The organism is Streptomyces marinisediminis, assembly GCF_026262575.1.
GTDB lineage: Bacteria > Actinomycetota > Actinomycetes > Streptomycetales > Streptomycetaceae > Streptomyces > Streptomyces marinisediminis.
Genome location: NZ_JAPKFL010000002.1, coordinates 167,501 through 187,003 on the forward strand (window position 1 = coordinate 167,501; position 19,503 = coordinate 187,003).

The window sequence follows — 19,503 nt, forward strand, 5'->3', positions numbered from 1 at the left end:
GGGGGCATGGCCCACGCTTACAGGAGCGTCGACATGACCGAGACTATCCGCCGCTGGTTCGAACTGGTGAGGGGGCTTGCGGTGCTGGTGACCAGCCGCCCGCCCTCCGCCGTACGCCTCCGTCCTGTCCCGCCGCCGCAACCGGCGCCGACTCTGCGGGCGTGCCGTCCGGAAGACACGATCATCGACGCCGACGCTCTTCCGGTGGTCCGGCCCTACTTCGTCGCGCACGAGCAGCACCAGCGGCGGCAGGCCCTGGCGTTTGCCCTCGACGGTGTCGACGTCGGCGCTGAGGTAATGCACGGCGTGCACGTCGGGAGGTCGGCATGAACGTGCCCACATGCGGCGCTCACCACCCCGGCGAGCGCTACCGGCCGTTCGGCCACCCCGACCGCTTCCCCTGCACCGAGCCAGCCGACCACGACAGCTTGCACCGGAACCGGCACGGGGCCGAGTGGGGACCAGAGCGGCCCGTCAGTGGCCCGCTTGACCCGAACAAGGTCTGCAACCTGTGCAGGCAGCCGGGTGCGGAGATCATGATTGGCCTCTTCGAGCGGAGCAGCGGCCCCGCGTTCGCGCACTACGGGTGCAAGGACTGCGCCCGCTGGTACGCGGAGCAGCCGCACTCCCCCGCGTGGCTCAAGGCCGAGATGGGCACGGGGGTGGCACACGATGGCCGCTGACTGGCGCATCGAAATGATCACCGGACAGCCCGCCCGGCTGACCGATGACGGCCGCATCACCATCCCGCTCTGGCTCCTGCGGAACGAGCGCCACCACGCGGACCTGACGCTTACCCTGCCGCTCCACGAAGCCGAGTCGCTACACGCCCGCTTGTGCCGCCTGCTCGCCACCGCGAACGGCGAGCAGGTGGAGCAGGCACCGCCCTGCCGCTGACGCGAACGACAGAGACCCCCCGATTGATGGTCGGGGGGTCTCTGCTGTGCTGTCAGTTCCCGGTGATCATCTTGCACAGAGATTACACAAGACTCCGAGAATCGACCGGAACCGGTGACAAGCGATGAGAGATGAAGTCGCAGCTCAGAGCGGTTTTCCGGGTACCGCCGCTGATAGCGGCGGGGCGGCTCTCAGATGTCGAAGTACAGCTCGAACTCGTGGGGGTGGGGGCGGAGCTGCATCGGGGCGATCTCGTGGGTGCGCTTGTAGTCGATCCACGTCTCGATCAGGTCGGCGGTGAAGACGCCGCCGGCCTGGAGGTACTCGTTGTCGGCCTCCAGGGCGTCCAGGACGGCCGGGAGCGAGGTGGGGACCTGGGCCACGTTGGCGTGCTCGTCGGGGGCGAGCTCGTAGAGGTCCTTGTCGATCGGCTCGGCGGGCTCGATCTTGTTCTTGACGCCGTCCAGGCCCGCCATCAGCAGCGCGGCGAAGGCCAGGTAGGGGTTGGAGGACGGGTCCGGGGCGCGGAACTCGACGCGCTTGGCCTTCGGGTTCGAGCCGGTGATCGGGATGCGCATCGCGGCGGAGCGGTTGCGCTGCGAGTACACCAGGTTGACCGGGGCCTCGAAGCCCGGGACCAGGCGGTGGTAGGAGTTCATCGTCGGGTTGGTGAAGGCCAGCAGCGACGGGGCGTGCTTGAGGATGCCGCCGATGTAGTAGCGGGCGGTGTCGGAGAGGCCCGCGTAGCCCTGCTCGTCGTAGAACAGGGGCTCGCCGCCGCTCCACAGGGACTGGTGCACGTGCATGCCGGAGCCGTTGTCGCCGAAGATCGGCTTGGGCATGAAGGTGGCGGTCTTGCCGTTGCGCCAGGCGACGTTCTTGACGATGTACTTGAACAGCATCAGGTCGTCGGCGGCGGCCAGCAGCGTGTTGAACTTGTAGTTGATCTCCGCCTGGCCCGCGGTGCCCACCTCGTGGTGCTGGCGCTCGACCTCCAGGCCCGCCTCGGCCAGCTCAAGGGAGATCTCCGCGCGCAGGTCGGCGAAGTGGTCGACCGGCGGGGCCGGGAAGTAGCCGCCCTTGTAGCGGACCTTGTACCCGCGGTTGCCGCCGTCCTCGATCGCCCCGGTGTTCCAGGCACCGGCCACGGAGTCGATGTGGTAGTAGCCCGCGTTGGCCTTGGTCTCGAAACGGACGTCGTCGAAGACGTAGAACTCGGCCTCGGGGCCGAAGAACGCGGTGTCCGCGATGCCGGAGGACGCGAGGTAGGCCTCGGCCTTCTTCGCCACGTTGCGCGGGTCACGGCTGTACTGCTCGCCGGTGATCGGGTCGTGGATGAAGAAGTTGATGTTGAGCGTGGCGTCCCTGCGGAACGGGTCCAGGCGCGCGGTGGACAGGTCCGCGACGAGCGCCATGTCGGACTCGTGGATCGCCTGGAAGCCGCGGATCGAGGAGCCGTCGAACATCAGGTTCTCGGCCGGGTCGAACGTGGCGGCCGGGACGGTGAAGTGCTGCATGATCCCGGGGAGGTCGCAGAACCGGACGTCGATGAACTTGACGTCGTTGTCCGCGATGTACTTCTTTACCTCTTCGGCGTTCTGGAACATCCAAATCCTCCTAGTCCCGCCGCGACGGGACGGGATTGCAGCTTCAGGTCGCAGCCCAGTGCGGTGGTCCGCTGTTCCTCGACCCTAGGCAGGCGGCATTTCTCCAGCATGACCCGATTGTTTCGCCGATGTTAACCGGACGGGCGGTGCCCGGCCGGTGACCCAGCGGTGACCCGGGCGTCGTCGGCGCCACCGCGGTGCGGTGGCATACGGTCGCCGCCCGCCGGACGGTGCGGGCGGCCGCCGTCCGAGCGCCGCGCCGGGCGGGTTACCGTGGTCGGGTGGACAAACGGCAGGCAATCGGATCATGGCTCTCGGGCCCGCGCGCCGCGGCCGAGGACATGGGGGTCGACTTCGGCTACCGCGGCGAACGGCTCGGGCTCCCGGAGGAAGGCTCCGGATCGATCGCGCCACCGGGCCGCCGGCTCGCGGCGATCTTCATCGACTGGCTGCTGTGCCTGCTGATCGCCTACGGCCTGCTCGCCGGTGACGGCTCGCGGGACGCGGGCAACTGGGCGCTGCTGCTGTTCGGCGTCATGTCGTTCCTGACCCTGGGCACGCTGGGCTGCACCCCGGGCAAGCGGATCGTGGGCCTGCGGGTGGTCTCCGTGGACGGCGGACGGCTGTCGCTGCCCCGCGTCCTGCTGCGGACGCTGCTGCTGCTCCTCGTCATCCCGGCGCTGGTGTGGGACCGGGACACGCGGGGCCTGCACGACCGGTTCGCGGGCGCGGTCCAGCTCCGCTTCTGACGCTCTCCGGGCCGCCGGTACGCCCGGCTCCGGGGCGCCGGCGGTGCGAGCCGCGGCACCAGAACTCCCGGGCTTCGACGCGGGTACCGACCCCGGCCCGGGACGCCCGCGCCCGGCTTGGCGTCCCTCTCGCCCCGGCTCCGGCCCCTCGGCTCCCGGCTCGCGTCGGGTCGTCGCTCTGGCGTGCGGGACGCCGCGTCGTCGCGGGGGCGTAACGCAGCGGACGCCGACGTGGAGCCACGTCGGCGTCCGCGGGCCGTCCCGGCCCGGTCCAGTGGGTCCGCTGGGATCAGCGGCGGCCTCCGCTGGGGCCCTTGGGCATGCGCATGCCCTTCGGCATGGGGCCCTTGGGGACCGGCATGTTGCTCATCAGGTCGCCCACCGCGCGCAGCCGGTCGTTGACCTCGGTGACCTGGTGTCCGGCCAGCACGCGGGGCTTCTTGACGATCGTGTTGCGCAGCTTCTTCAGCGGCACCTGGTCCTCCCCGTCGCCGACGACGATCTGGTGCACCGGCACGTCGCCGAGCAGCCGGGTCATCTTCTTGCGCTCGGAGGACAGCAGGTTGCGCAGCCGGTTCGGGTTGCCCTCGCCCACGAGCACCACCCCGGCGCGGCCGACCGCGCGGTGGACGACGTCCTGGCTGCGGTTGACGGCCACGGCCGGCGTCACCACCCAGTTGCGTCCCATGTTGTCCAGCACCGCCGCCGCCGCGCCCGGCTGGCCCTCCATCTGCCCGAACGCCGCCCGCTCGGCCCGCCGCCCGAAGACGATCGCGACCGCGAGGAAGGCCAGCAGGAAACCCAGGATGCCGAGATAGACCGGGTGCCCGATGAGGAAGCCGATCCCGAGGACGACGCCGAAGGTGACCAGCCCCACGCCGATCAGGATGAACCCGATCCAGCGATCGGCACGCCGGGTCATCTGGTAGGTCAGGGCGATCTGCTTGAGGCGCCCTGGGTTCTCGGATTGTTCCTTCCTCGCCATGGGAGGAAGTTTACGTGGCCGACGGCGACCCTTCCGCCGCGGCCTCCAGAGCGCGTACGGCATCCTGCCGGTCCCTGGCCCGCCGCCGGTCGGCGAGCACGGCCGCCCAGGCGTTGCGGCGGGCGGTGCGGTGGCCGCCGCGCAGCAGCACCGTCTCCAGGGCCCGCAGGGCGTCGGTGAGCGTGGGACGCTCGACGGTCAGCGTGACGGCGTCGGCCGGCACCGCGGGCGGCGGGGGCGGGACAGCCTGCGTGGCCATGGCGGGAGTCCTCCGAGGGTGGTGACCGAGGGTGCGCTGACGTGGTGTGACGTGGGACGGCGGGGTGCCGCGACGGCGCTCCTGGCGGCACTCCGCCGACGACGCCGTGCCCCCGTCGCGACGCGTGGCTCCAGCGTCACCCTATGGTGTTACCACCTGATGACAGGGCGGTCAAAACGGGACCAACGTTGCCCCTGCCCGACCACGCCGGACGCGCCGTACGGCCGCCCGGCCCACGGCGCGGCAGGGGCGCCGCAGCCCACCCGGGCCGACGACCCGGTGGCAGCGCGGCACACACGCCCCGGGCGCCCCGGCCCCGGCGTCCGGGCACACGGCTCGGCGCGGCGGGGCACGGTGCGCCGGACGCGGGGCGCCCCGGGCACACTGCCGCCGGGCACACGGGACGCGGGCTCGGCGGCCGCCGGGGGCGCGGCGCTCCGGTACTCGGAGCACGCGGACGGGAGGCGCGACACAGCGGGCGCGGGGGCTCCGGGCGGGAGACGCTGGTCCGGCCGGACGGCTGGAGGCTCCACCACAGCAGGGAGCCACCGGAACAGGCCCCCACCGGAGCAGGCGCCCCACCGGAGCGGCCGGCCCCGGCCGGAGGCGCGCGGCGCGGTGCGGGCCCCGGGCCGGGGTGCCGGGCCGGGGTGCCGGGGGTCAGGCGGCCGGTTCGGCGTTCCTCGCCTCGCGGCGGTCGATCGCCTGCTGGTAGAGGCGCCCGGCGCGGTAGGAGGAGCGGACGAGCGGCCCGGACATGACGCCCGCGTAGCCGATCTCCTCGGCCTCCTCCTGGAGCTCGACGAACTCGTGCGGCTTCACCCACCGCTCCACGGGGTGGTGGCGCGGCGTGGGCCGCAGGTACTGGGTGATGGTGATCAGCTCGCAGCCCGCGTCGTACAGGTCGCGCAGGGCCTGGCTGACCTCCTCGCGGGTCTCGCCCATGCCCAGGATGAGGTTCGACTTGGTCACCAGGCCGTCCTCGCGGGCCCGGGTGAGCACCTCCAGGGAGCGCTCGTAGCGGAAGGCCGGGCGGATGCGCTTGAAGATGCGCGGGACGGTCTCCACGTTGTGCGCGAGCACCTCGGGACGGGAGGAGAAGACCTCCGCGAGCTGCTCGGGGACGGCGTTGAAGTCCGGGATCAGCAGCTCGACGCCGGTGCCCGGCATCCGCGCGTGGATCTGCCGGACGGTCTCGGCGTACAGCCAGGCGCCGCCGTCCTCCAGGTCGTCGCGGGCGACGCCGGTGATCGTGGCGTACCGCAGCTCCATCTGCTGCACCGACTCCGCGACGCGGCGCGGCTCGTCGCGGTCCAGCTCGGCGGGCTTGCCGGTGTCGATCTGGCAGAAGTCGCAGCGCCGGGTGCACTGCTCGCCGCCGATGAGGAACGTGGCCTCGCGGTCCTCCCAGCACTCGAAGATGTTGGGACAGCCCGCCTCCTGGCAGACGGTGTGCAGACCCTCGCGCTTCACCAGGGACTGGAGTGCGTTGTACTCCGGGCCCATCTTCGCCCGGGTCTTGATCCACTCGGGCTTGCGCTCGATGGGGGTCTGGCTGTTGCGGACCTCCAGGCGGAGCATCTTGCGACCGTCGGGTGCGACAGCGGACACGTCCGGCTCCTCAGCTTTCGATTCCTCGGCGCGTCCCAGGGTACGCCCCCAGCTCGCGCCCACTTCCCCCCTGGTGGGCCCAGGGAAACAAGGCGGGCGCTACCATCTGGTAACTCCCGCGCGCCGGGCGGGCGTCACACGGCCCGGGGCAGCGGCGCCGACTCCTCCAGCACCGCCCGCAGGTGCTTCTCGACGACGGGCACCACCTCGCCCACGGCGACGTCGCGGCCGAGCTCGGCGGAGAGCGAGCTGACCCCGGCATCGCGGATGCCGCAGGGCACGATGCGGTCGAAGGAGGTGTTGTCGGCGGCGATGTTGAGCGAGAAGCCGTGCATGGTGACGCCCTTGGCGACGCGGATGCCGATGGCCGCGAGCTTGCGGTCCTCGCCGCGCTGGCCCGCGTTGGACGGCGCGTACTCCGGTCCCGCCAGGCGCGGGTCGTACTCCTCGTCCGCCTCCGGGGCGGGGGCGGAGCCCGTCCGCAGCCGGGGGTCGAAGTCCAGCGCGAGCCCGCCGAGCGCCGCGCCGCCCCCGTCGCCACCGCCCGCGCCGTCCCCGCCCGCGCCCGCGTCGGTGGCGTCGCCCAGGACCCACACCCCGCTGCGGCCCTCCACCCGGGTGGTCCCGACGCCGAACTCCGCGCAGGTGCGGATCAGCGCCTCCTCCAGCCGGCGCACGTGGGCGACGACGTCGACGGGGCGGGGCAGCTTCAGGATCGGGTAGCCGACGAGCTGGCCGGGGCCGTGCCAGGTGATCTTGCCCCCGCGGTCCACGTCGACGACCGGCGTGCCGTCCAGCGGGCGCTCGCTGTCCAGCGTGCGGCGTCCGGCGGTGTAGACGGGCTGGTGCTCCAGCAGCAGGCAGGTGTCGGGGGCCTCGTCGGCGAACCGCGCGGCGTGCACCTCGCGCTGCCGCTGCCAGGCCTCGCGGTACTCCACGGCCTCCTCGCCGAAGCCCAGGTGGACATAGCGCAGCTCGCTCACGGCGGCTCTCCTTCTCGACCCTCGTGTGAGACGGTCCGCGCGCGGGGTCTCCACGCCGCGTACCCCGACCACTGTACGGCGGCGGCCGCGGCGGCCCGCGGGGCTCCCCGGCTCACACGTACGGATGAATACCGGCCGCAAGCGCCCGACGGCGCTGGTCAGGGGGTTACATTCACGCCGGTTACGCCGTCGCGCCGCGGGGCGCCCGGCGGACCGACGGGTGACCGAGCGACGGGCAGGAGACCGCACAGCCGATGCCGACGGAACGAGCCGGGAGCCCCCGCTCCACCGCACACCGCACCCCCAACCGTCAGCTCGCTGCCCTCATCTCCGAAGCCGGGTTCTCCAACGCGGGCCTCGCCCGCCGCGTCGACCAGCTCGGTCTGGAGCACGGGCTCGACCTGCGCTACGACAAGACCTCCGTCACCCGCTGGCTGCGCGGGCAGCAGCCGCGCGGCACGACGCCCGCGCTGATCGCCGAGGTGTTCACCCGCCGCCTGGGACGCCGCCTGTCCGCGCAGGACGTGGGCCTGGACCCGTGCTCCCCCGTCTACGCGGGCCTGGAGTTCGCCGGGTCGAGCACGGAGGCGGTGGACATCGTCAGCGGGCTGTGGCGCAAGGACGCGGGCAGCCAGCGGGAGCTGCGCAAGATCGCCTTCACCCCGGCGGGGCTCGTGGTGCCCAGCCGGGACTGGCTGATCGGCCGCCCGGACGAGCGGGTCGCCCGCGGCGAGGGCGGGCCGCCCGTCCGCCTCCCGGTGCAGGCGCGCGGCGGCGGGCGCAGGCCGGCCCCGGCCCCGGAGCTGGGGGAACGCTCCCCCGGCCAGCGCGTCACCCCGGGGGACGTGACGGCGCTGCGCTCCGTCGCCGAGCTGTTCCGCTCGCTGGACCGCGCCTACGGCGGCGGGCACGCCCGGCAGGCCCTGGTGCGCTACCTGGAGCACGAGGCCGAGCCGATGCTGCGCGGCAGCTACGGCGAGCAGGTGGGCCGCCGCCTGTTCGCGGCGGCGGCCGACCTGACGCGGCTGACCGGGTGGACGGCGTACGACATCGCCGCGCACGGCCTGGCCCAGCGCTACTTCGTGCAGGCGCTGCGGCTCTCGCAGGCCGCCGGTGACCGGGCGTACGGCGCGTACGTGCTGGTGACGATGAGCCGCCAGGCGGTGCACCTCGGCCACGGCCGGGAGGCGGTGCAGCTCGCGCGCGTGGCGCAGCAGGGCCTGGGCGGCACTCCGGTGCCCGGGCCGGTGCAGGCGATGCTGCACACCGCCGAGGCGCGCGGGCAGGGCGTCCTGGGCGACACCCGGGCGGCGGTGGCGGCGCTCGCCCGGGCGGAGACGGCGCTGGCCGAGACGGCGGACGGCGCCGAGGTGCCGCCCTGGGCACGCTCCTTCGACGCGGCCCAATTCGCCGACGAGTACGGCCACTGCCACCAGGCACTCGGCCGGTCCGGCACGGCCGCCGAACACCTGGAGCGGGCCCTGCGGCTGCGCGGCCCCGGCCACGCCCGGGACGGGGTGCTCACCCGGGTCGCCCTGGCCACCGCGCGGCTGAGCCAGGGGCAGGTGGAGGCGGCGTGCGCGGTGGGCGCCGAGGCGGCCCGGGCGGCGGCGGACATGCGCTCCGCCCGCGCCCTGGACGCCGTCCGCGACTTCGAACAGCGCCTGGAGCAGCACGGCGCGCCGCCGGTGCGCGCGTACTTCGCCGACCGGGGCGGCCCCGGTCCGGGCTAGCACGGCGTCACCCGCCCGCCGTCCCGCCCGCCTCGCACGCCCGCGGGCGGGACGGTCGCCGGGTCACGCGGTCGGCGGGGCCGGGGGAAGCTGGGCCTCGGCGGCGGCCAGGAGCCGGGTGACGCGCAGGGCGAACGCGGCGTCGCAGGGGTGCGGCGCGGGGTCGAGCAGGGCGTCGACGGCGCGGGCGTAGGCGTCCTCGGCGGGGGCGTCGCGTTCGGGCAGGGCGACGACGCCCGCGGTGCCGCGCAGCTCGGCGGTGACGCCCGCGGCGGCGGGCGGCACGGTGTGGCTGACGGCGACCGTGCTGGACGCCCCGCCAGCGTGCCGGAGCACCAGGTGGACGGTGTCGCCGGGGCCGCGCGCGGCGGTGACGTCGGCGGGGTCGGCGTCACCGAGCACGGGCAGCAGCACGGACAGCGCGTGGGGGCCCACGTCCCACAGCGCGCCCTTCTCCCGTCGCCAGGGCGAGGCGGTGTAGGGGCTGTCGGCGCCGCCGAAGACGGGCGAGTACCACTCCGCGCGGCCCGTCAGCCAGCCGCCGGTGACGGTCTGCTCGGCGATCCAGCGCGCCGAGGTGGTGGCGAAGCGCAGGGTGAAGAACACCACCGAGCGCACGCCGGTGCGCTGGACGGCGTCGGCCACCCGGCGGGCGCCGGGCACGGTGGTGGCCAGCGGCTTGTCCAGCAGCAGGTGCCTGCCCGCCTCGGCGGCCCGCACCGCGAGCGGGGCCTGCACGTCGGGCGGCAGCGCCACGGCCACGGCGTCGCAGTCGGCCAGCAGCGTGTCGACGTCGTCGTGGGCGCGGGCGCCGTGGCGGTCGGCGAGCGCGGCGACGGCCTCCGGGCGACGGCCCCACACCCCGACCAGTTCCGCGTCGGGGTGCGCGGCGAGCGCGGCGGCGTGCACCCGGGTGGCCCACGGTCCGGTGCCCAGCAGGGCGAACCTCACGCGGGCACCCCCTCGTCGCGGGCGTCCTCCTGGTGGGCGACGTAGGCCTGCCGGTCCATGTCGGAGATGTGCACCGACAGGTCCAGCCGCCGGCCGGGCGCGGGCTGGACGCGCCGGCGGGCGAGGTCGAGCACGGCGCGGGCCAGCTCCGTCTTGGCCTCCTGGGTGCGGCCGGAGAGCACGGCGACCTCGATGTGCACCATGTCGACGCCGCCCGTCCCGTCGGCGATGACGCACTCCTCGATGCGGCGGAAGCGGGTCTTGCAGGCGGCGACGGAGGCACCGATGGTCCGTTCGGTGACCGCGTGCAGCTCCAGGCCGAAGGCGTGGCGGTCGAAGGCGGCGGCGAGCGGGCCGGCGTAGTCGACGGTGATCTGCGGCACGGTGTTCCTCCTGGTTGGCGGCGCGCGGACGGGGGCCAGCCTATTGCCGGTACCCCCGAGGCGCCCCGTCATCACCCGACCCCGTGCCCGGCCTCGCACCCGGCCCGCACGGGGCGCCCGCGTCCGGCGCTGACGCACCGGTCCCCCGCCCGCCACCGACGCCGGGCGGGCTCCCGCCCGCCGTGCCGGGCGGGCACGGGTCAGCCCGCCGGCGGGGCGCTGTCGCGCAGGAACGTCCTCAGGTGCCCGGTGAGCCGCCGGGGCTGGCCCTCGGGCAGCAGGGTGTAGCTGTCGGCGATCTCCACGTGCGTCGCGCGGGGCGGGAGCCCGGCCAGCCGGCGGCCGTGCTCGGGCGGCATCACCCGGTCCTCCGCCGCCCAGGCGACGAGCGCGGGCCGGTCGAAGCCGCGCAGTGCCTCCGCCCAGGCCGGCAGCTCACCGCGGGGCGGGACGCCGAGCACGTACCGGCGCAGGTCGCGGCGGATCTCCGGCGACGACCACGGCGGCGCGAACCAGCCGTCCATCACCGCGGGCGGCACGGGCCGCTTGCTCATCCACCCCCAGGTCATCGGCAGCCGCCGCATCGGACGGGCCTTCAGCAGCGCGAAGGCGGCCGCGATGCCGCCCGGCAGCTTCGCGGAGGCGTACAGGTTGCGGCCGGGCAGGCCGGGCGGGTAGTTGTCGAACGCCTCGCAGGAGGTGAGGACCCGCCGCCCGACGCGGCCGGCCCGGCCGTCGGCGACGAGGGACTGGGCACCGCCCCAGTCGTTCAGCACGAGCGTGACGTCGCGCAGGTCCAGCCGCTCCAGTAACTCGGCCACCAGGCGGGACACGCCGAGCCCGGACAGGTCGGCGTCGGGCCGCATCGGCCTGCGGTGGCCGCCGAGCGGCAGCGTCGGCACCACGCAGCGGTAGTCGTCCCGCAGGTCCGCCACGACGTGGCGCCACAGCGTCCGGTGCATGGCGACGCCGTGCAGCAGGACGACCACCGGCCCGCCGCCGCCGGTGTCCTCGTACTCGACGGTGCCCGCCGACAGTTCCACCCCGGCCACGTTCATGTCACTCCCCCCACGCCATCCCCCACTGGTCGCCGCCAGCGTCGACCCGCCCGTCCGCGGCCGCCCGGCGGACGGGCGAGCGCGGGAGCGCCACGCCGCCGGGGCCGGGCGGCGGCAGGACGGTGCGGAACGGCACGCCGAGCGAGAACCGCGGCGTGGGACGCCAGGACGTACCCCCACCGAGCTGGGCCCGCGGAGCCCACACCCGCCCGGCGAGGGTGTCGCCAGGTACACCCCCCACCGGGTGCCCCGGCCGCTGCCGCGCCGGTGGGCAGCCTTGCAGACTGGGGGCGGCGGCCGCCGGGCCGCCACGGAGGCGAACGAGGGAGCACGGGGCATGACGGGGACGCCGCAGACAGCCGACGGCACACCGGGGAACACTCCGCCGGACGGCCCGCCGCCGCCCCCGGTGACGGACACGGTGACGGACACGGTGACGGACGCGGCGCCACCCGCCGGGCCGACGCCCGCCCCGACGCCCACCGCGGCGGCACCCGCGCCGTCCCCCGCGCCGCTCTCGAACGGGCTCGCGGCGGCGGGGCTCGCGGCGGTGCGGGGGCTGTGGCTGGCGGTGAGCGGGATCGTGGCGGGCACGGTCCTGTTCTCGCTGACGGCGGTGTCGATCGCGCTCGTCCCCGTGCTGGGCATCGGCCTGCTGACCACCCCGCCGCTCCTGGCCGCCGTCCGCGCCCACGCGGACAAGCGGCGCGAGCTGTGCCGGACGTGGGGCGGGCTCGCCGCCGTCGGCCGGCCCTACCGTCCGCTGCCGCCGGAGGCACGGGCGGGCGGCCCGGGCGGCAGGGCACGCCGCTGCCTGGCCCTGCTGCGCGATCCGGCGACGTGGCGGGACCTGCACTGGCTGCTGGCGGGCACGGTGGCCGGGGCCCTGCCCGCCCTGCTCCCGCTGGCGCTGCCGGCCGAGGGGGTGTTCGGCGTCCTGCTGGCGGCGGGGCTGTGGGAGCCGGTGGCGGGCGCGCAGGACGGCGGCGTCTACTGGTACGCGTTCGTCCCGGTGGACTCCCAGGGCACCGCGAACTACGCGGCGCTGCTCGGGCTGGGGTGGATCGCGCTGGGGCTGCGCTTCGGTCCCGCGCTCCTGAGCCTGGTGTTCAGGCTGGACGCCGTGCTGCTGCGACCGACGCGGCGGGCGGCGCTGGCCCGCCGGGTGGCGCGGCTCCAGCAGACCCGGCACGACGCGGTGGACTCCTCGGCCGCCGAACTGCGCCGCATCGAACGGGACCTGCACGACGGCGCGCAGGCGCGGCTGGTGGCGATGGGCATGAGCCTGTCCACGGCGGAGGCGCTGATCGAGAAGGACCCCGCGCAAGCGAAGGCGGTGCTGGCCCAGGCGCGGCGCAGCTCGGCGGACGCGCTGACCGAGCTGCGCGACCTGGTGCGCGGCATCCACCCGCCGGTGCTGGCCGAGCGCGGGCTGGCCGACGCGGTGCGCGCGCTGGCGCTGCGCCTGCCGCTGCCGGTCGAGGTGACGGCCGAGGTGCCGCGGCGCCTGGCCGAACCGGTGGAGGCCGCGGTGTACTTCGCGGTGAGCGAGCTGCTGACGAACGCCGTCAAGCACGCCGGGGCGCGGCGGGCGTGGGTGACGCTGCGGCACGTGCCCGAGGCGGGTCTGCTCCACGCCGCGGTGCTGGACGACGGGCACGGCGGCGCCGACCCGGCCCGGGGCAGCGGGCTGCGCGGCGTCGAGCGGCGGCTCGGCCAGTTCGACGGCACGCTGAGCGTGGACAGTCCGCCTGGTGGTCCGACGCAGGTCACGCTGGACGTCCCGTGCCCGGCGCCCGGCGGGCCACGGTAGATTCGCCCCCGGCCCCGCTTCTCGCCCCCGGCCCCGCCCGCCACCCGCCCCCTGGAGTCACCGCGTGCGCGTCGTCCTCGCCGAAGACCTCTTCCTGCTGCGCGACGGCCTGGTGCGGATGCTGGAGGCGTACGGCTTCGAGATCACCGCCGCCGTCGACAACGGCCCGGAGCTGAGCCGCGCGCTGCGCGAACTGCGCCCGGACGTGGCCGTCGTGGACGTGCGGCTGCCGCCGTCCTTCACCGATGAGGGCCTGCAGTGCGCGCTGGCCGCCCGGCGCGAGCGGCCGGGGCTGCCCGTACTGGTGCTCTCGCAGCACGTGGAGCAGCTCTACGCCCAAGAGTTGCTGGCGGACGGCACGGGCGGCGTCGGCTATCTGCTGAAGGACCGGGTGTTCGACGCCGACCAGTTCGCCGACGCCGTGCGCCGGGTGGCGGCCGGGGGCACGGCGATGGACCCGCAGGTGATCCAGCAGTTGCTGGCCCGGGGCGGGCGGGACCGGCCGGTGGAGACGCTGACGCCGCGCGAGCGGGAGGTGATGGAGCTGGTGGCGCAGGGCCGGTCGAACGCGGCCATCGCCGAACGCCTGGTGGTGACCGAGCGCGCGGTGGCCAAGCACACCTCGAACATCTTCGCCAAGCTGGGCCTGCCCGTCTCCGACGACGACAACCGCCGGGTCCTGGCCGTCCTGGCGTACCTGGACACGCGGTGAGCGCGGCGGCGGGGCGTGACCGATCGGCTCGCCGGTCGTTGCCCAGCGCGTGGCTCTGAAGGACGCGACCTCCCCCCAGTCTTCCTCCGCCGGCCCCGTGGACGTCGAGCGGGCCGAGGCGGCGCTCGTCGAGCACTACCCGCGGCTGGTGCGGCTCGGCTACCTGCTGCTGCCGCCCTCGCTCAGCCGCCACCGGCGCGCGCTCACCGCGCACGCCCTGGCGCAGCGGGCGCTGCCGCGCGGCAAGGCGGCGAAGGAGGACCCTCCGCTGCCGGGGCAGCGCGGCGAGCCCGACGCGGAACGCGGGGCGGCCGACGCGGAACGCGGGGCGAGTGACGCGGAACGCGGCGAGACCGACGCGGAACGCGGGGCGGGCGCCGAGGATTCGGACTACGCCTACCTGCGGCTGCGAGTGGTGCGCGGAGCGCTGGAGGCGACGCGTCCGGCGCGGCTCGGGCCCTGGAAGCTGGGCTGGGTACCGAAGGCCCGGCCGGTGCTGCCGCAGGTCGTGGGCCTGCGGCTGTTCCCCGGCGCGGGCAGTGCGGACGAGGTGGCGCTGGAGCAGGCGCTGGCGGCCGTCAGCGCCGCGGGGCGGGCGGCGTTCGTGCTGCGCGGCCTGGAGCGGCTGGCGGACGGGGACGTGGTGCGGCTGCTGGACGCCGCCGGGGTCGCGGAGCCCGAGGAGGCGCTCGCGGAGGCCGGTGGCGTGCGGACGCCCGCGGGCAGCCGGGACCGGGCGCTGCTGGAGTCCCCGGAGTTCGACGCCTGCTCGCTGCGGGCCCGCCCCACGGACCTGATGCGCCGTCGGCAGCACGGGCGGGCCGCGCTGGTCGCGGTCGCGGCGCTCGGGGTGTGCGGCGCGCTGCTGGGGCTGCCGGGCGACACCTGGGGTCCGGACGGCGCGGCGGCGCCCGTGTACGCGCAGAACCCGGCCGCCGAGCGGGCGCTGGACCCGGGCAAGCTGGTCCGGGTGGAGGCCGCCGCCTGGCGGAACGCCGCGCGCACCGACTTCACGGCCTGGCCCGCGCGCGGCGACCTGGCCGGGGACGAGGAGCTGCTGCGCCGGGCGCTGGCGGTGTGGGCCCGCCCGGGCGGCGAGGTGAACGTGACGGCCACGCCCGGCACGCACGCCGGTCCCGCCGCCGGCCCCCCGCACCTGCTGTACGCGGGCGAGGTGGACGGCGCCTCGGTGGTGCTGCTCTACGACGGCCTGCGCGTCGTGCGGTACGCCGAGCCCCAGGGTGGCGCGGCGGGCCCGGTGGCCCTGGACTTCGCCCGGGTGGACGCCGCGGGGGCCGAGGGCTCCAGCGCGGTGCTGCTCACCCGCAGCGACGGCAACGCCCGGTACCTGCTGGCCCCCTGGGTCGGCGGGCTGGCGGTGACGGACCTGCTGCGGCCCGGCGCGGAGGCCACCGCCGTCAAGCGCCGCGCGGACGGCGTGACGGACCCGGTGACCAGCCCGCCGCTCGGCGCCGACGAGTGCACCGCGTGGCCGGCGCTCCAGGTCACCTCGGCCGGGCGCGAGGACCCGTACCTGCTGACCGACCTCGGCGAGCTGACGCCCGCGCTCCTCACGCACGGTGACCCGGCGGCCGAGCCGGGCGCCGCGGCGGGCGGCGAGGCGCGGGCGGCGCTCGCCCGCGGCGCGTGCCACCTGACGTCGGTGGCGGCGGGCGGCGTCCGGGCGGTGAACACCTGGGCGTTCGCCACCCAGGAGCTGCCGGAGGGGAACGGCACCGCGCGCTGGGTGTGCACCCGGGCGGAGACGTGGCGCGGCGCCGGGGCGAAGGCGCTGGTGCAGTTCCATGCTCCGGCCGAGGACCCGGCCGCACCGGCCGCCCTGGCCGCGCAGGCGGAGGACGCCCCGGCGTGCGGCCCGCGCGCGCCCCGGGTGGTGAGCGGCGTGCTGTGGAAGTCCACCGGCGACACCTGGTACCTGCTGGCGGCCGGCAGCGAGGACGTCACCTCCATCACCGCGTCGGGTGACGTGAACGCCACGGCGGAGGGCCGCCGGCTGGCCGCCGAGGCCGCGCGGGGCGCGAGCGCGGAGCTGACCGCGAAGCTGACGGGCGGCGGCACGCTCCGCCCCCTCGCCCGGTAGGCGGCGGCGCGGCGGTGGTGGGCCGGCTGTGGCGGGGCGCGCCCTGTGCGACGCGGTCCGTCCGGCCCGCGCGCGTCCGGCCCGCGCGCGGTACGTGCTTCCCGGCGGCGTGCCCCGCGCGCGGTGGGAGCGGGCCGGTCGGAGGCGGTCCGCTCCTCCCGGGGCGTCCGACCGGTCGGTAGGGTGAGCGCATGACGACCGGAGTGCGCCGCAGGATGGGCGTGGCGGAGCGCAGGGCGCAACTGATCTCCGTCGCGCTGGAGTTGTTCAGCCGGCGCTCCCCCGAGGAGGTGTCGATCGACGACGTCGCCTGCGCCGCCGGGATCTCGCGCCCGCTCGTCTACCACTACTTCCCCGGCAAGTACAGCCTGTACGAAGCGGCGGTACGGGTGGCCGCCGACGAGCTGGCCGGCCGGTTCGAGGAGCCCCGGGAAGGGCCGCTGGGCGCCCGGCTGCTGCGCGTGGTGCACCGCTACTTCGACTTCGTCTCCGAGCACGGGCCCGGCTTCTCGGCGCTCCTGCGCGGCGGCGCGGCGGTGGGCTCCCCCCGGGCGAACGCCGTGATCGACGACGTGCGGCAGCGGGCGTACGGGGAGCTCCTGGCCCACCTGGGGGTGAGCGGACCCGGGCCCCGGTTGGCGCTGGTGGTGCGCTCCTGGGTCGGGCTCGCCGAGACGACGGCGCTGACCTGGCTGGACGACCGGACGATCCGGCGCGCGGAGCTGGAGCGGCAGCTCGTGCACGACTTCCTGGCGCTGCTGGCCGTCGCGGCGGTCTCGGACGAGGAGTCGGCGGCCGTGGTGCGCGGCGTGCTCGCCCGGGAGCCGGCCGACGGACCGTTCGCCGAGCTGGTGGACCGCCTGCCGGCCCTGGCGCCGCGGGAGCGCTGACCGGCGCGGGCCCGGGCGGCCCCCGGGCGGCACCGCCGCGTGCGGTCCGCGCGGCGCTGGTGGCCGCCGCGCGGACCGGGCGGCGTCAGAGCGCGTCCTCCCGGTACTCGGCCGGGGAGCCCGCGGCGGTGCGCTCGCGCAGCTCGACGCGGCGGATCTTGCCGGAGACGGTCTTGGGCAGCTCCCCGAACTCCAGCCGCCGGATGCGCTGGTAGGGCGCGAGGACCTCGCGGGCGTGGGCGAACAGTTCGCGGGCGGTCTCCGGGCCGGGCTCCCAGCCCGCCGCGAGGACGACGTAGGCCTTGGGGACGGCCAGCCGCACCGGGTCGGGCGCGGGCACGACGGCCGCCTCGGCGACCGCCGCGTGCTCCAGCAGCGCGCTCTCCAGCTCGAACGGCGAGATCTTGTAGTCGGAGGCCTTGAAGACGTCGTCGGACCGGCCGACGTAGGTGATGTAGCCCGCGTCGTCGCGCGTGCCGATGTCACCGGTGCGGTAGTAGCCGTCGGCCATGACCTCGTCGGTGCGGGCCGGGTCGCCGTGGTAGCCGGTCATCAGGCCGGCCGGACGCCGCGCGAGGTCGAGGCAGATCTCGCCCTCGCGCGCGCCCGGCCGCCCGGTGACCGGGTCCAGCAGCTCGACGGCGAAACCCGGGCACGGACGGCCCATCGACCCCGGCTTCAGCTCCTGGCCGGGGGTGTTGGCCACCTGGACGGAGGTCTCGGTCTGCCCGAAGCCGTCCCGGATCACCACGCCCCAGCCGCGCCGCACCGCCTCGATGACCTCGGGATTGAGCGGCTCCCCGGCGGCGACGACCTCGCGCGGCGGCGTGCGCAGCAGGCCGAGGTCGGCCTGGATGAGCATGCGCCACACGGTCGGCGGCGCGCAGAACGACGTCACTCCCACCCGGTCCATCTCGGCCATGAGGCGGACCGGGTCGAAGCGGGTGTAGTGGTGGACGAAGACGGTCGCCTCGGCGTTCCAGGGGGCGAAGAGGTTGGACCAGGCGTGCTTGGCCCAGCCGGGCGAGGAGATGTTGAGGTGCACGTCCCCGGGCCGCAGCCCGATCCAGTACATGGTGGACAGGTGGCCGATCGGGTACGAGGCGTGGGTGTGCTCGACGAGCTTGGGGCGGGCGGTGGTGCCGGAGGTGAAGTAGAGCAGCAGCGGGTCGTCCGCGCGGGTCTCGCCGTCCGGGGTGAAGGCGGCGGGCGCTCCGGCGGAGGCGGCGTAGGACAGCCAGCCGGTGACGGGCGCACCGGTGGCGATGCGGGTGTACCCGCCGGGCACGGCGTCGAACTTCGCGGTGTCCTCACAGCGGGCGACGACGTGGGCGACGCGGCCGCGCTCCACCCGGTCGCGCAGGTCGGCGGGGCCCAGTTGCGGCGTGGCGGGCGTGACGACGGCGCGCAGCTTCATCGCCGCGAGCGCCAGCTCCCACAGTTCGGCCTGGTTGCCGAGCATCACCAGCACCCGGTCCCCCGCGCCGACGCCGACCTCGCGCAGCCAGTTGGCCACCTGGTTGGACCGGTGCGCCAGCTCCGCGAAGGAGGCCCGCGTCTCGCTGCCGTCCTCCTCGACGATGTGCAGGGCCGGGCGGTCGTTGCCCTCGGCCATGGCGTCGAACCAGTCGAGCGCCCAGTTGAACCGCTCCGGCCGGGGCCAGGTGAATCCCGCGTACGCCGCGTCGTAGTCCTCCCGGTGCCGCAGCAGGAAGTCCCGTGCCGCCCGGAACTCCCGTCCCGCCGCCCCTGCGCCGTCCACCGCCATGTGTTCCTCCCGAAGATCCGTGAATTCCCCCACCATGCCCTGCGCCGCCCCGCCCGTCACGCCTCCGCACGCGGCGGCCCGCCCCCGGTCGGCGGGGGCGGGCCGTCGGGTGGGGCGGTGGGTCAGCGTTCGGCGCGGCGGCGGCGGACGGTGAAGAGCACGGCGGCGCCCGCGAGGAGCACGGCGCCACCGGCTCCGGCGAGGTAGGGGGTGGCGTCGTCCCCGCCGGTCTCGGCCAGCTCCGAGGCGTCCGGCTCCGTGCCGCCGCCCGGGGCGGACGCGGGGGCGCTGCTGTCCGGGCCCGGCGACGCGGCGTCGTCGGTCGTGCCGCCGGAGGCGTCGTCGGTGTCGTCGGCGGGGACGAACCCGGCGGGCGGCTGATCGCAGCCGGTGCCGTCCCGGTCGCGGTCGAGGTGCTCGCCGTAGTGCGGGTCGCCCGCGGGGATGTCGGCGTAGCCCGCCTCGTAGGCGGCCGTGCAGTTCTCGAACGGGTGGGCGCCGTCGTGGGCAGCGGCGGCGGTGGGCAGCAGCCCGAGCGCGCAGGCGCTCAGCAGGACGGCGGCGGGTCGACGAATGTGACGCACGAAAGGAACCCCTCGCAAGACGTGGCGGTGTGGGGGGGAGGGCTCAACCTAGCGGCGCGTGCACCCACCGAGGCGAAAGTGCGTAGTCGGTAATCGTACTGTTACACACGGGCGCGAGCGCCCCCACCTCCCGGCCCGGACTCACGCGCCCCGGCACCGCGACCCCGTCCCCGCGCGTCGCCGGAGCACGGACGCGGGGCACTGGTGCGGCGCGACCGCCGGAGCCCTGCTCAAGCGCGGCGAGGCCCTGGACACAACCGAGACCACGCGAAGTCCCACAGCCTCGGCACACGCCCCGTAGCCCTCTCAGGCGCCGACGGATCCTGCGGAACCTCCGCCGCGACGCCGCCCGCGGACCACCGCCATCGTCCGAGCCGCCGTTGCCCGCGAACCCGACAGATGTTCAGAGTGGAGAGGCG

General features: G+C 75.6%; 19 protein-coding genes. 9 read left to right on the forward strand and 10 right to left on the reverse strand.

The window, feature by feature from the left end; genetic code table 11:
• Positions 1 to 33: 33 nt before the first annotated feature.
• From OSB71_RS02400 to OSB71_RS02410, 3 genes are read left to right on the forward strand one after another with little or no spacing between them, the layout of a single operon-like run.
• Complete coding sequence (locus OSB71_RS02400) at positions 34 to 330, forward strand: hypothetical protein (RefSeq protein ID WP_265943604.1); 297 nt, start codon at positions 34 to 36, stop codon at positions 328 to 330.
• Complete coding sequence (locus OSB71_RS02405) at positions 327 to 683, forward strand: hypothetical protein (RefSeq protein WP_265943606.1); 357 nt, start codon at positions 327 to 329, stop codon at positions 681 to 683. The genes OSB71_RS02400 and OSB71_RS02405 overlap by 4 nt, the downstream gene beginning before the upstream one ends.
• Positions 673 to 897 carry a hypothetical protein gene (locus OSB71_RS02410; protein ID WP_265943608.1) on the forward strand — a complete coding sequence of 75 codons (225 nt, stop codon included), beginning with the start codon at positions 673 to 675 and terminating at the stop codon, positions 895 to 897. Before OSB71_RS02405 ends, OSB71_RS02410 begins: the two co-directional genes overlap by 11 nt.
• 191 nt (positions 898 to 1,088) lie before the next feature.
• On the opposite strand, the gene glnA is transcribed toward OSB71_RS02410, so the two are convergent.
• Positions 1,089 to 2,504: a type I glutamate--ammonia ligase gene (gene glnA, locus OSB71_RS02415; protein WP_265943610.1), complete on the reverse strand. Its 1,416-nt coding sequence runs from the start codon at positions 2,502 to 2,504 to the stop codon at positions 1,089 to 1,091.
• 281 nt (positions 2,505 to 2,785) lie between these two features.
• Between glnA and OSB71_RS02420 the strand changes: the two genes are divergently transcribed.
• Complete coding sequence (locus tag OSB71_RS02420; protein WP_265943612.1) at positions 2,786 to 3,253, forward strand: RDD family protein; 468 nt, start codon at positions 2,786 to 2,788, stop codon at positions 3,251 to 3,253.
• 289 nt (positions 3,254 to 3,542) lie between these two features.
• On the opposite strand, the gene OSB71_RS02425 is transcribed toward OSB71_RS02420, so the two are convergent.
• From OSB71_RS02425 to lipB, 4 genes are all read right to left on the reverse strand, one after another.
• A complete protein-coding gene (locus OSB71_RS02425; protein ID WP_265943614.1) occupies positions 3,543 to 4,238 on the reverse strand; it encodes a DUF4191 domain-containing protein in 696 nt (231 codons plus the stop codon).
• A gap of 10 nt (positions 4,239 to 4,248) precedes the next feature.
• On the reverse strand, positions 4,249 to 4,497 hold the full coding sequence (locus OSB71_RS02430; RefSeq protein ID WP_265943616.1) for a hypothetical protein: 249 nt from the start codon (positions 4,495 to 4,497) through the stop codon (positions 4,249 to 4,251).
• Positions 4,498 to 5,157: 660 nt separating this feature from the next.
• Positions 5,158 to 6,108, reverse strand: a complete 951-nt coding sequence (gene lipA, locus OSB71_RS02435; RefSeq protein WP_265943618.1) for a lipoyl synthase — start codon at positions 6,106 to 6,108, stop codon at positions 5,158 to 5,160.
• 134 nt (positions 6,109 to 6,242) lie between these two features.
• A complete protein-coding gene (gene lipB / locus OSB71_RS02440; RefSeq protein ID WP_265943620.1) occupies positions 6,243 to 7,091 on the reverse strand; it encodes a lipoyl(octanoyl) transferase LipB in 849 nt (282 codons plus the stop codon).
• A 254-nt stretch (positions 7,092 to 7,345) separates the two neighbouring features.
• Between lipB and OSB71_RS02445 the strand changes: the two genes are divergently transcribed.
• Positions 7,346 to 8,824, forward strand: coding sequence for an NsdA family TPR-like regulatory protein (locus OSB71_RS02445; protein ID WP_265943622.1), 1,479 nt, complete (start codon positions 7,346 to 7,348; stop codon positions 8,822 to 8,824).
• A 63-nt stretch (positions 8,825 to 8,887) separates the two neighbouring features.
• Here the strand turns inward: OSB71_RS02445 and OSB71_RS02450 are convergent, their stop codons facing one another.
• From OSB71_RS02450 to OSB71_RS02460, 3 genes are all read right to left on the reverse strand, one after another.
• Positions 8,888 to 9,775, reverse strand: coding sequence for a Gfo/Idh/MocA family protein (locus OSB71_RS02450; protein WP_265943624.1), 888 nt, complete (start codon positions 9,773 to 9,775; stop codon positions 8,888 to 8,890).
• A complete protein-coding gene (locus tag OSB71_RS02455) occupies positions 9,772 to 10,158 on the reverse strand; it encodes a 5-carboxymethyl-2-hydroxymuconate Delta-isomerase (protein WP_265943626.1) in 387 nt (128 codons plus the stop codon). Before OSB71_RS02455 ends, OSB71_RS02450 begins: the two co-directional genes overlap by 4 nt.
• 200 nt (positions 10,159 to 10,358) lie before the next feature.
• The gene (locus tag OSB71_RS02460) at positions 10,359 to 11,210 is read right to left on the reverse strand and encodes an alpha/beta fold hydrolase (protein WP_265943841.1); all 852 of its coding nucleotides are present in this window, start codon (positions 11,208 to 11,210) and stop codon (positions 10,359 to 10,361) included.
• A 343-nt stretch (positions 11,211 to 11,553) separates the two neighbouring features.
• Here OSB71_RS02460 and OSB71_RS02465 point away from each other — a divergent pair, with 343 nt between their 5' ends.
• The 4 genes from OSB71_RS02465 (at position 11,554) to OSB71_RS02480 (ending at position 16,732) form a co-directional block, all read left to right on the forward strand.
• The gene (locus tag OSB71_RS02465) at positions 11,554 to 13,029 is read left to right on the forward strand and encodes a sensor histidine kinase (RefSeq protein WP_265943628.1); all 1,476 of its coding nucleotides are present in this window, start codon (positions 11,554 to 11,556) and stop codon (positions 13,027 to 13,029) included.
• Between the two features lie 64 nt (positions 13,030 to 13,093).
• Positions 13,094 to 13,741, forward strand: a complete 648-nt coding sequence (locus OSB71_RS02470) for a LuxR C-terminal-related transcriptional regulator (protein ID WP_265943630.1) — start codon at positions 13,094 to 13,096, stop codon at positions 13,739 to 13,741.
• Between the two features lie 49 nt (positions 13,742 to 13,790).
• Positions 13,791 to 15,842 (forward strand): hypothetical protein, encoded by a 2,052-nt coding sequence (locus OSB71_RS02475; RefSeq protein ID WP_265943632.1) that lies wholly within the window; start codon positions 13,791 to 13,793, stop codon positions 15,840 to 15,842.
• Positions 15,843 to 16,033: 191 nt separating this feature from the next.
• Complete coding sequence (locus tag OSB71_RS02480) at positions 16,034 to 16,732, forward strand: TetR/AcrR family transcriptional regulator (protein ID WP_265943634.1); 699 nt, start codon at positions 16,034 to 16,036, stop codon at positions 16,730 to 16,732.
• An 85-nt stretch (positions 16,733 to 16,817) separates the two neighbouring features.
• Here OSB71_RS02480 and OSB71_RS02485 read toward each other — a convergent pair whose 3' ends face one another.
• Together OSB71_RS02485 and OSB71_RS02490 are read right to left on the reverse strand one after the other, a co-directional pair.
• A complete protein-coding gene (locus OSB71_RS02485) occupies positions 16,818 to 18,500 on the reverse strand; it encodes an AMP-binding protein (protein ID WP_416237181.1) in 1,683 nt (560 codons plus the stop codon).
• A 122-nt stretch (positions 18,501 to 18,622) separates the two neighbouring features.
• Entirely contained in the window at positions 18,623 to 19,084 is a 462-nt protein-coding gene (locus OSB71_RS02490; protein WP_265943638.1) for an excalibur calcium-binding domain-containing protein, read from the reverse strand.
• Between the last annotated feature and the right edge of the window lie 419 nt (positions 19,085 to 19,503).

Excerpts from the sequence above, each read along its gene's own strand:
- OSB71_RS02430 (WP_265943616.1), bottom strand. The coding sequence starts at position 4,497 with ATGGCCACGCAGGCTGTCCCGCCCCCGCCGCCCGCGGTGCCGGCCGAC.
- OSB71_RS02405 (WP_265943606.1), top strand. The coding sequence starts at position 327 with ATGAACGTGCCCACATGCGGCGCTCACCACCCCGGCGAGCGCTACCGG.
- OSB71_RS02445 (WP_265943622.1), top strand. The coding sequence starts at position 7,346 with ATGCCGACGGAACGAGCCGGGAGCCCCCGCTCCACCGCACACCGCACC.
- OSB71_RS02400 (WP_265943604.1), top strand. The coding sequence starts at position 34 with ATGACCGAGACTATCCGCCGCTGGTTCGAACTGGTGAGGGGGCTTGCG.
- glnA (WP_265943610.1), bottom strand. The coding sequence starts at position 2,504 with ATGTTCCAGAACGCCGAAGAGGTAAAGAAGTACATCGCGGACAACGAC.
- OSB71_RS02465 (WP_265943628.1), top strand. The coding sequence starts at position 11,554 with ATGACGGGGACGCCGCAGACAGCCGACGGCACACCGGGGAACACTCCG.
- OSB71_RS02425 (WP_265943614.1), bottom strand. The coding sequence starts at position 4,238 with ATGGCGAGGAAGGAACAATCCGAGAACCCAGGGCGCCTCAAGCAGATC.
- OSB71_RS02410 (WP_265943608.1), top strand. The coding sequence starts at position 673 with ATGGCCGCTGACTGGCGCATCGAAATGATCACCGGACAGCCCGCCCGG.
- OSB71_RS02485 (WP_416237181.1), bottom strand. The coding sequence starts at position 18,500 with ATGGCGGTGGACGGCGCAGGGGCGGCGGGACGGGAGTTCCGGGCGGCA.
- OSB71_RS02480 (WP_265943634.1), top strand. The coding sequence starts at position 16,034 with ATGACGACCGGAGTGCGCCGCAGGATGGGCGTGGCGGAGCGCAGGGCG.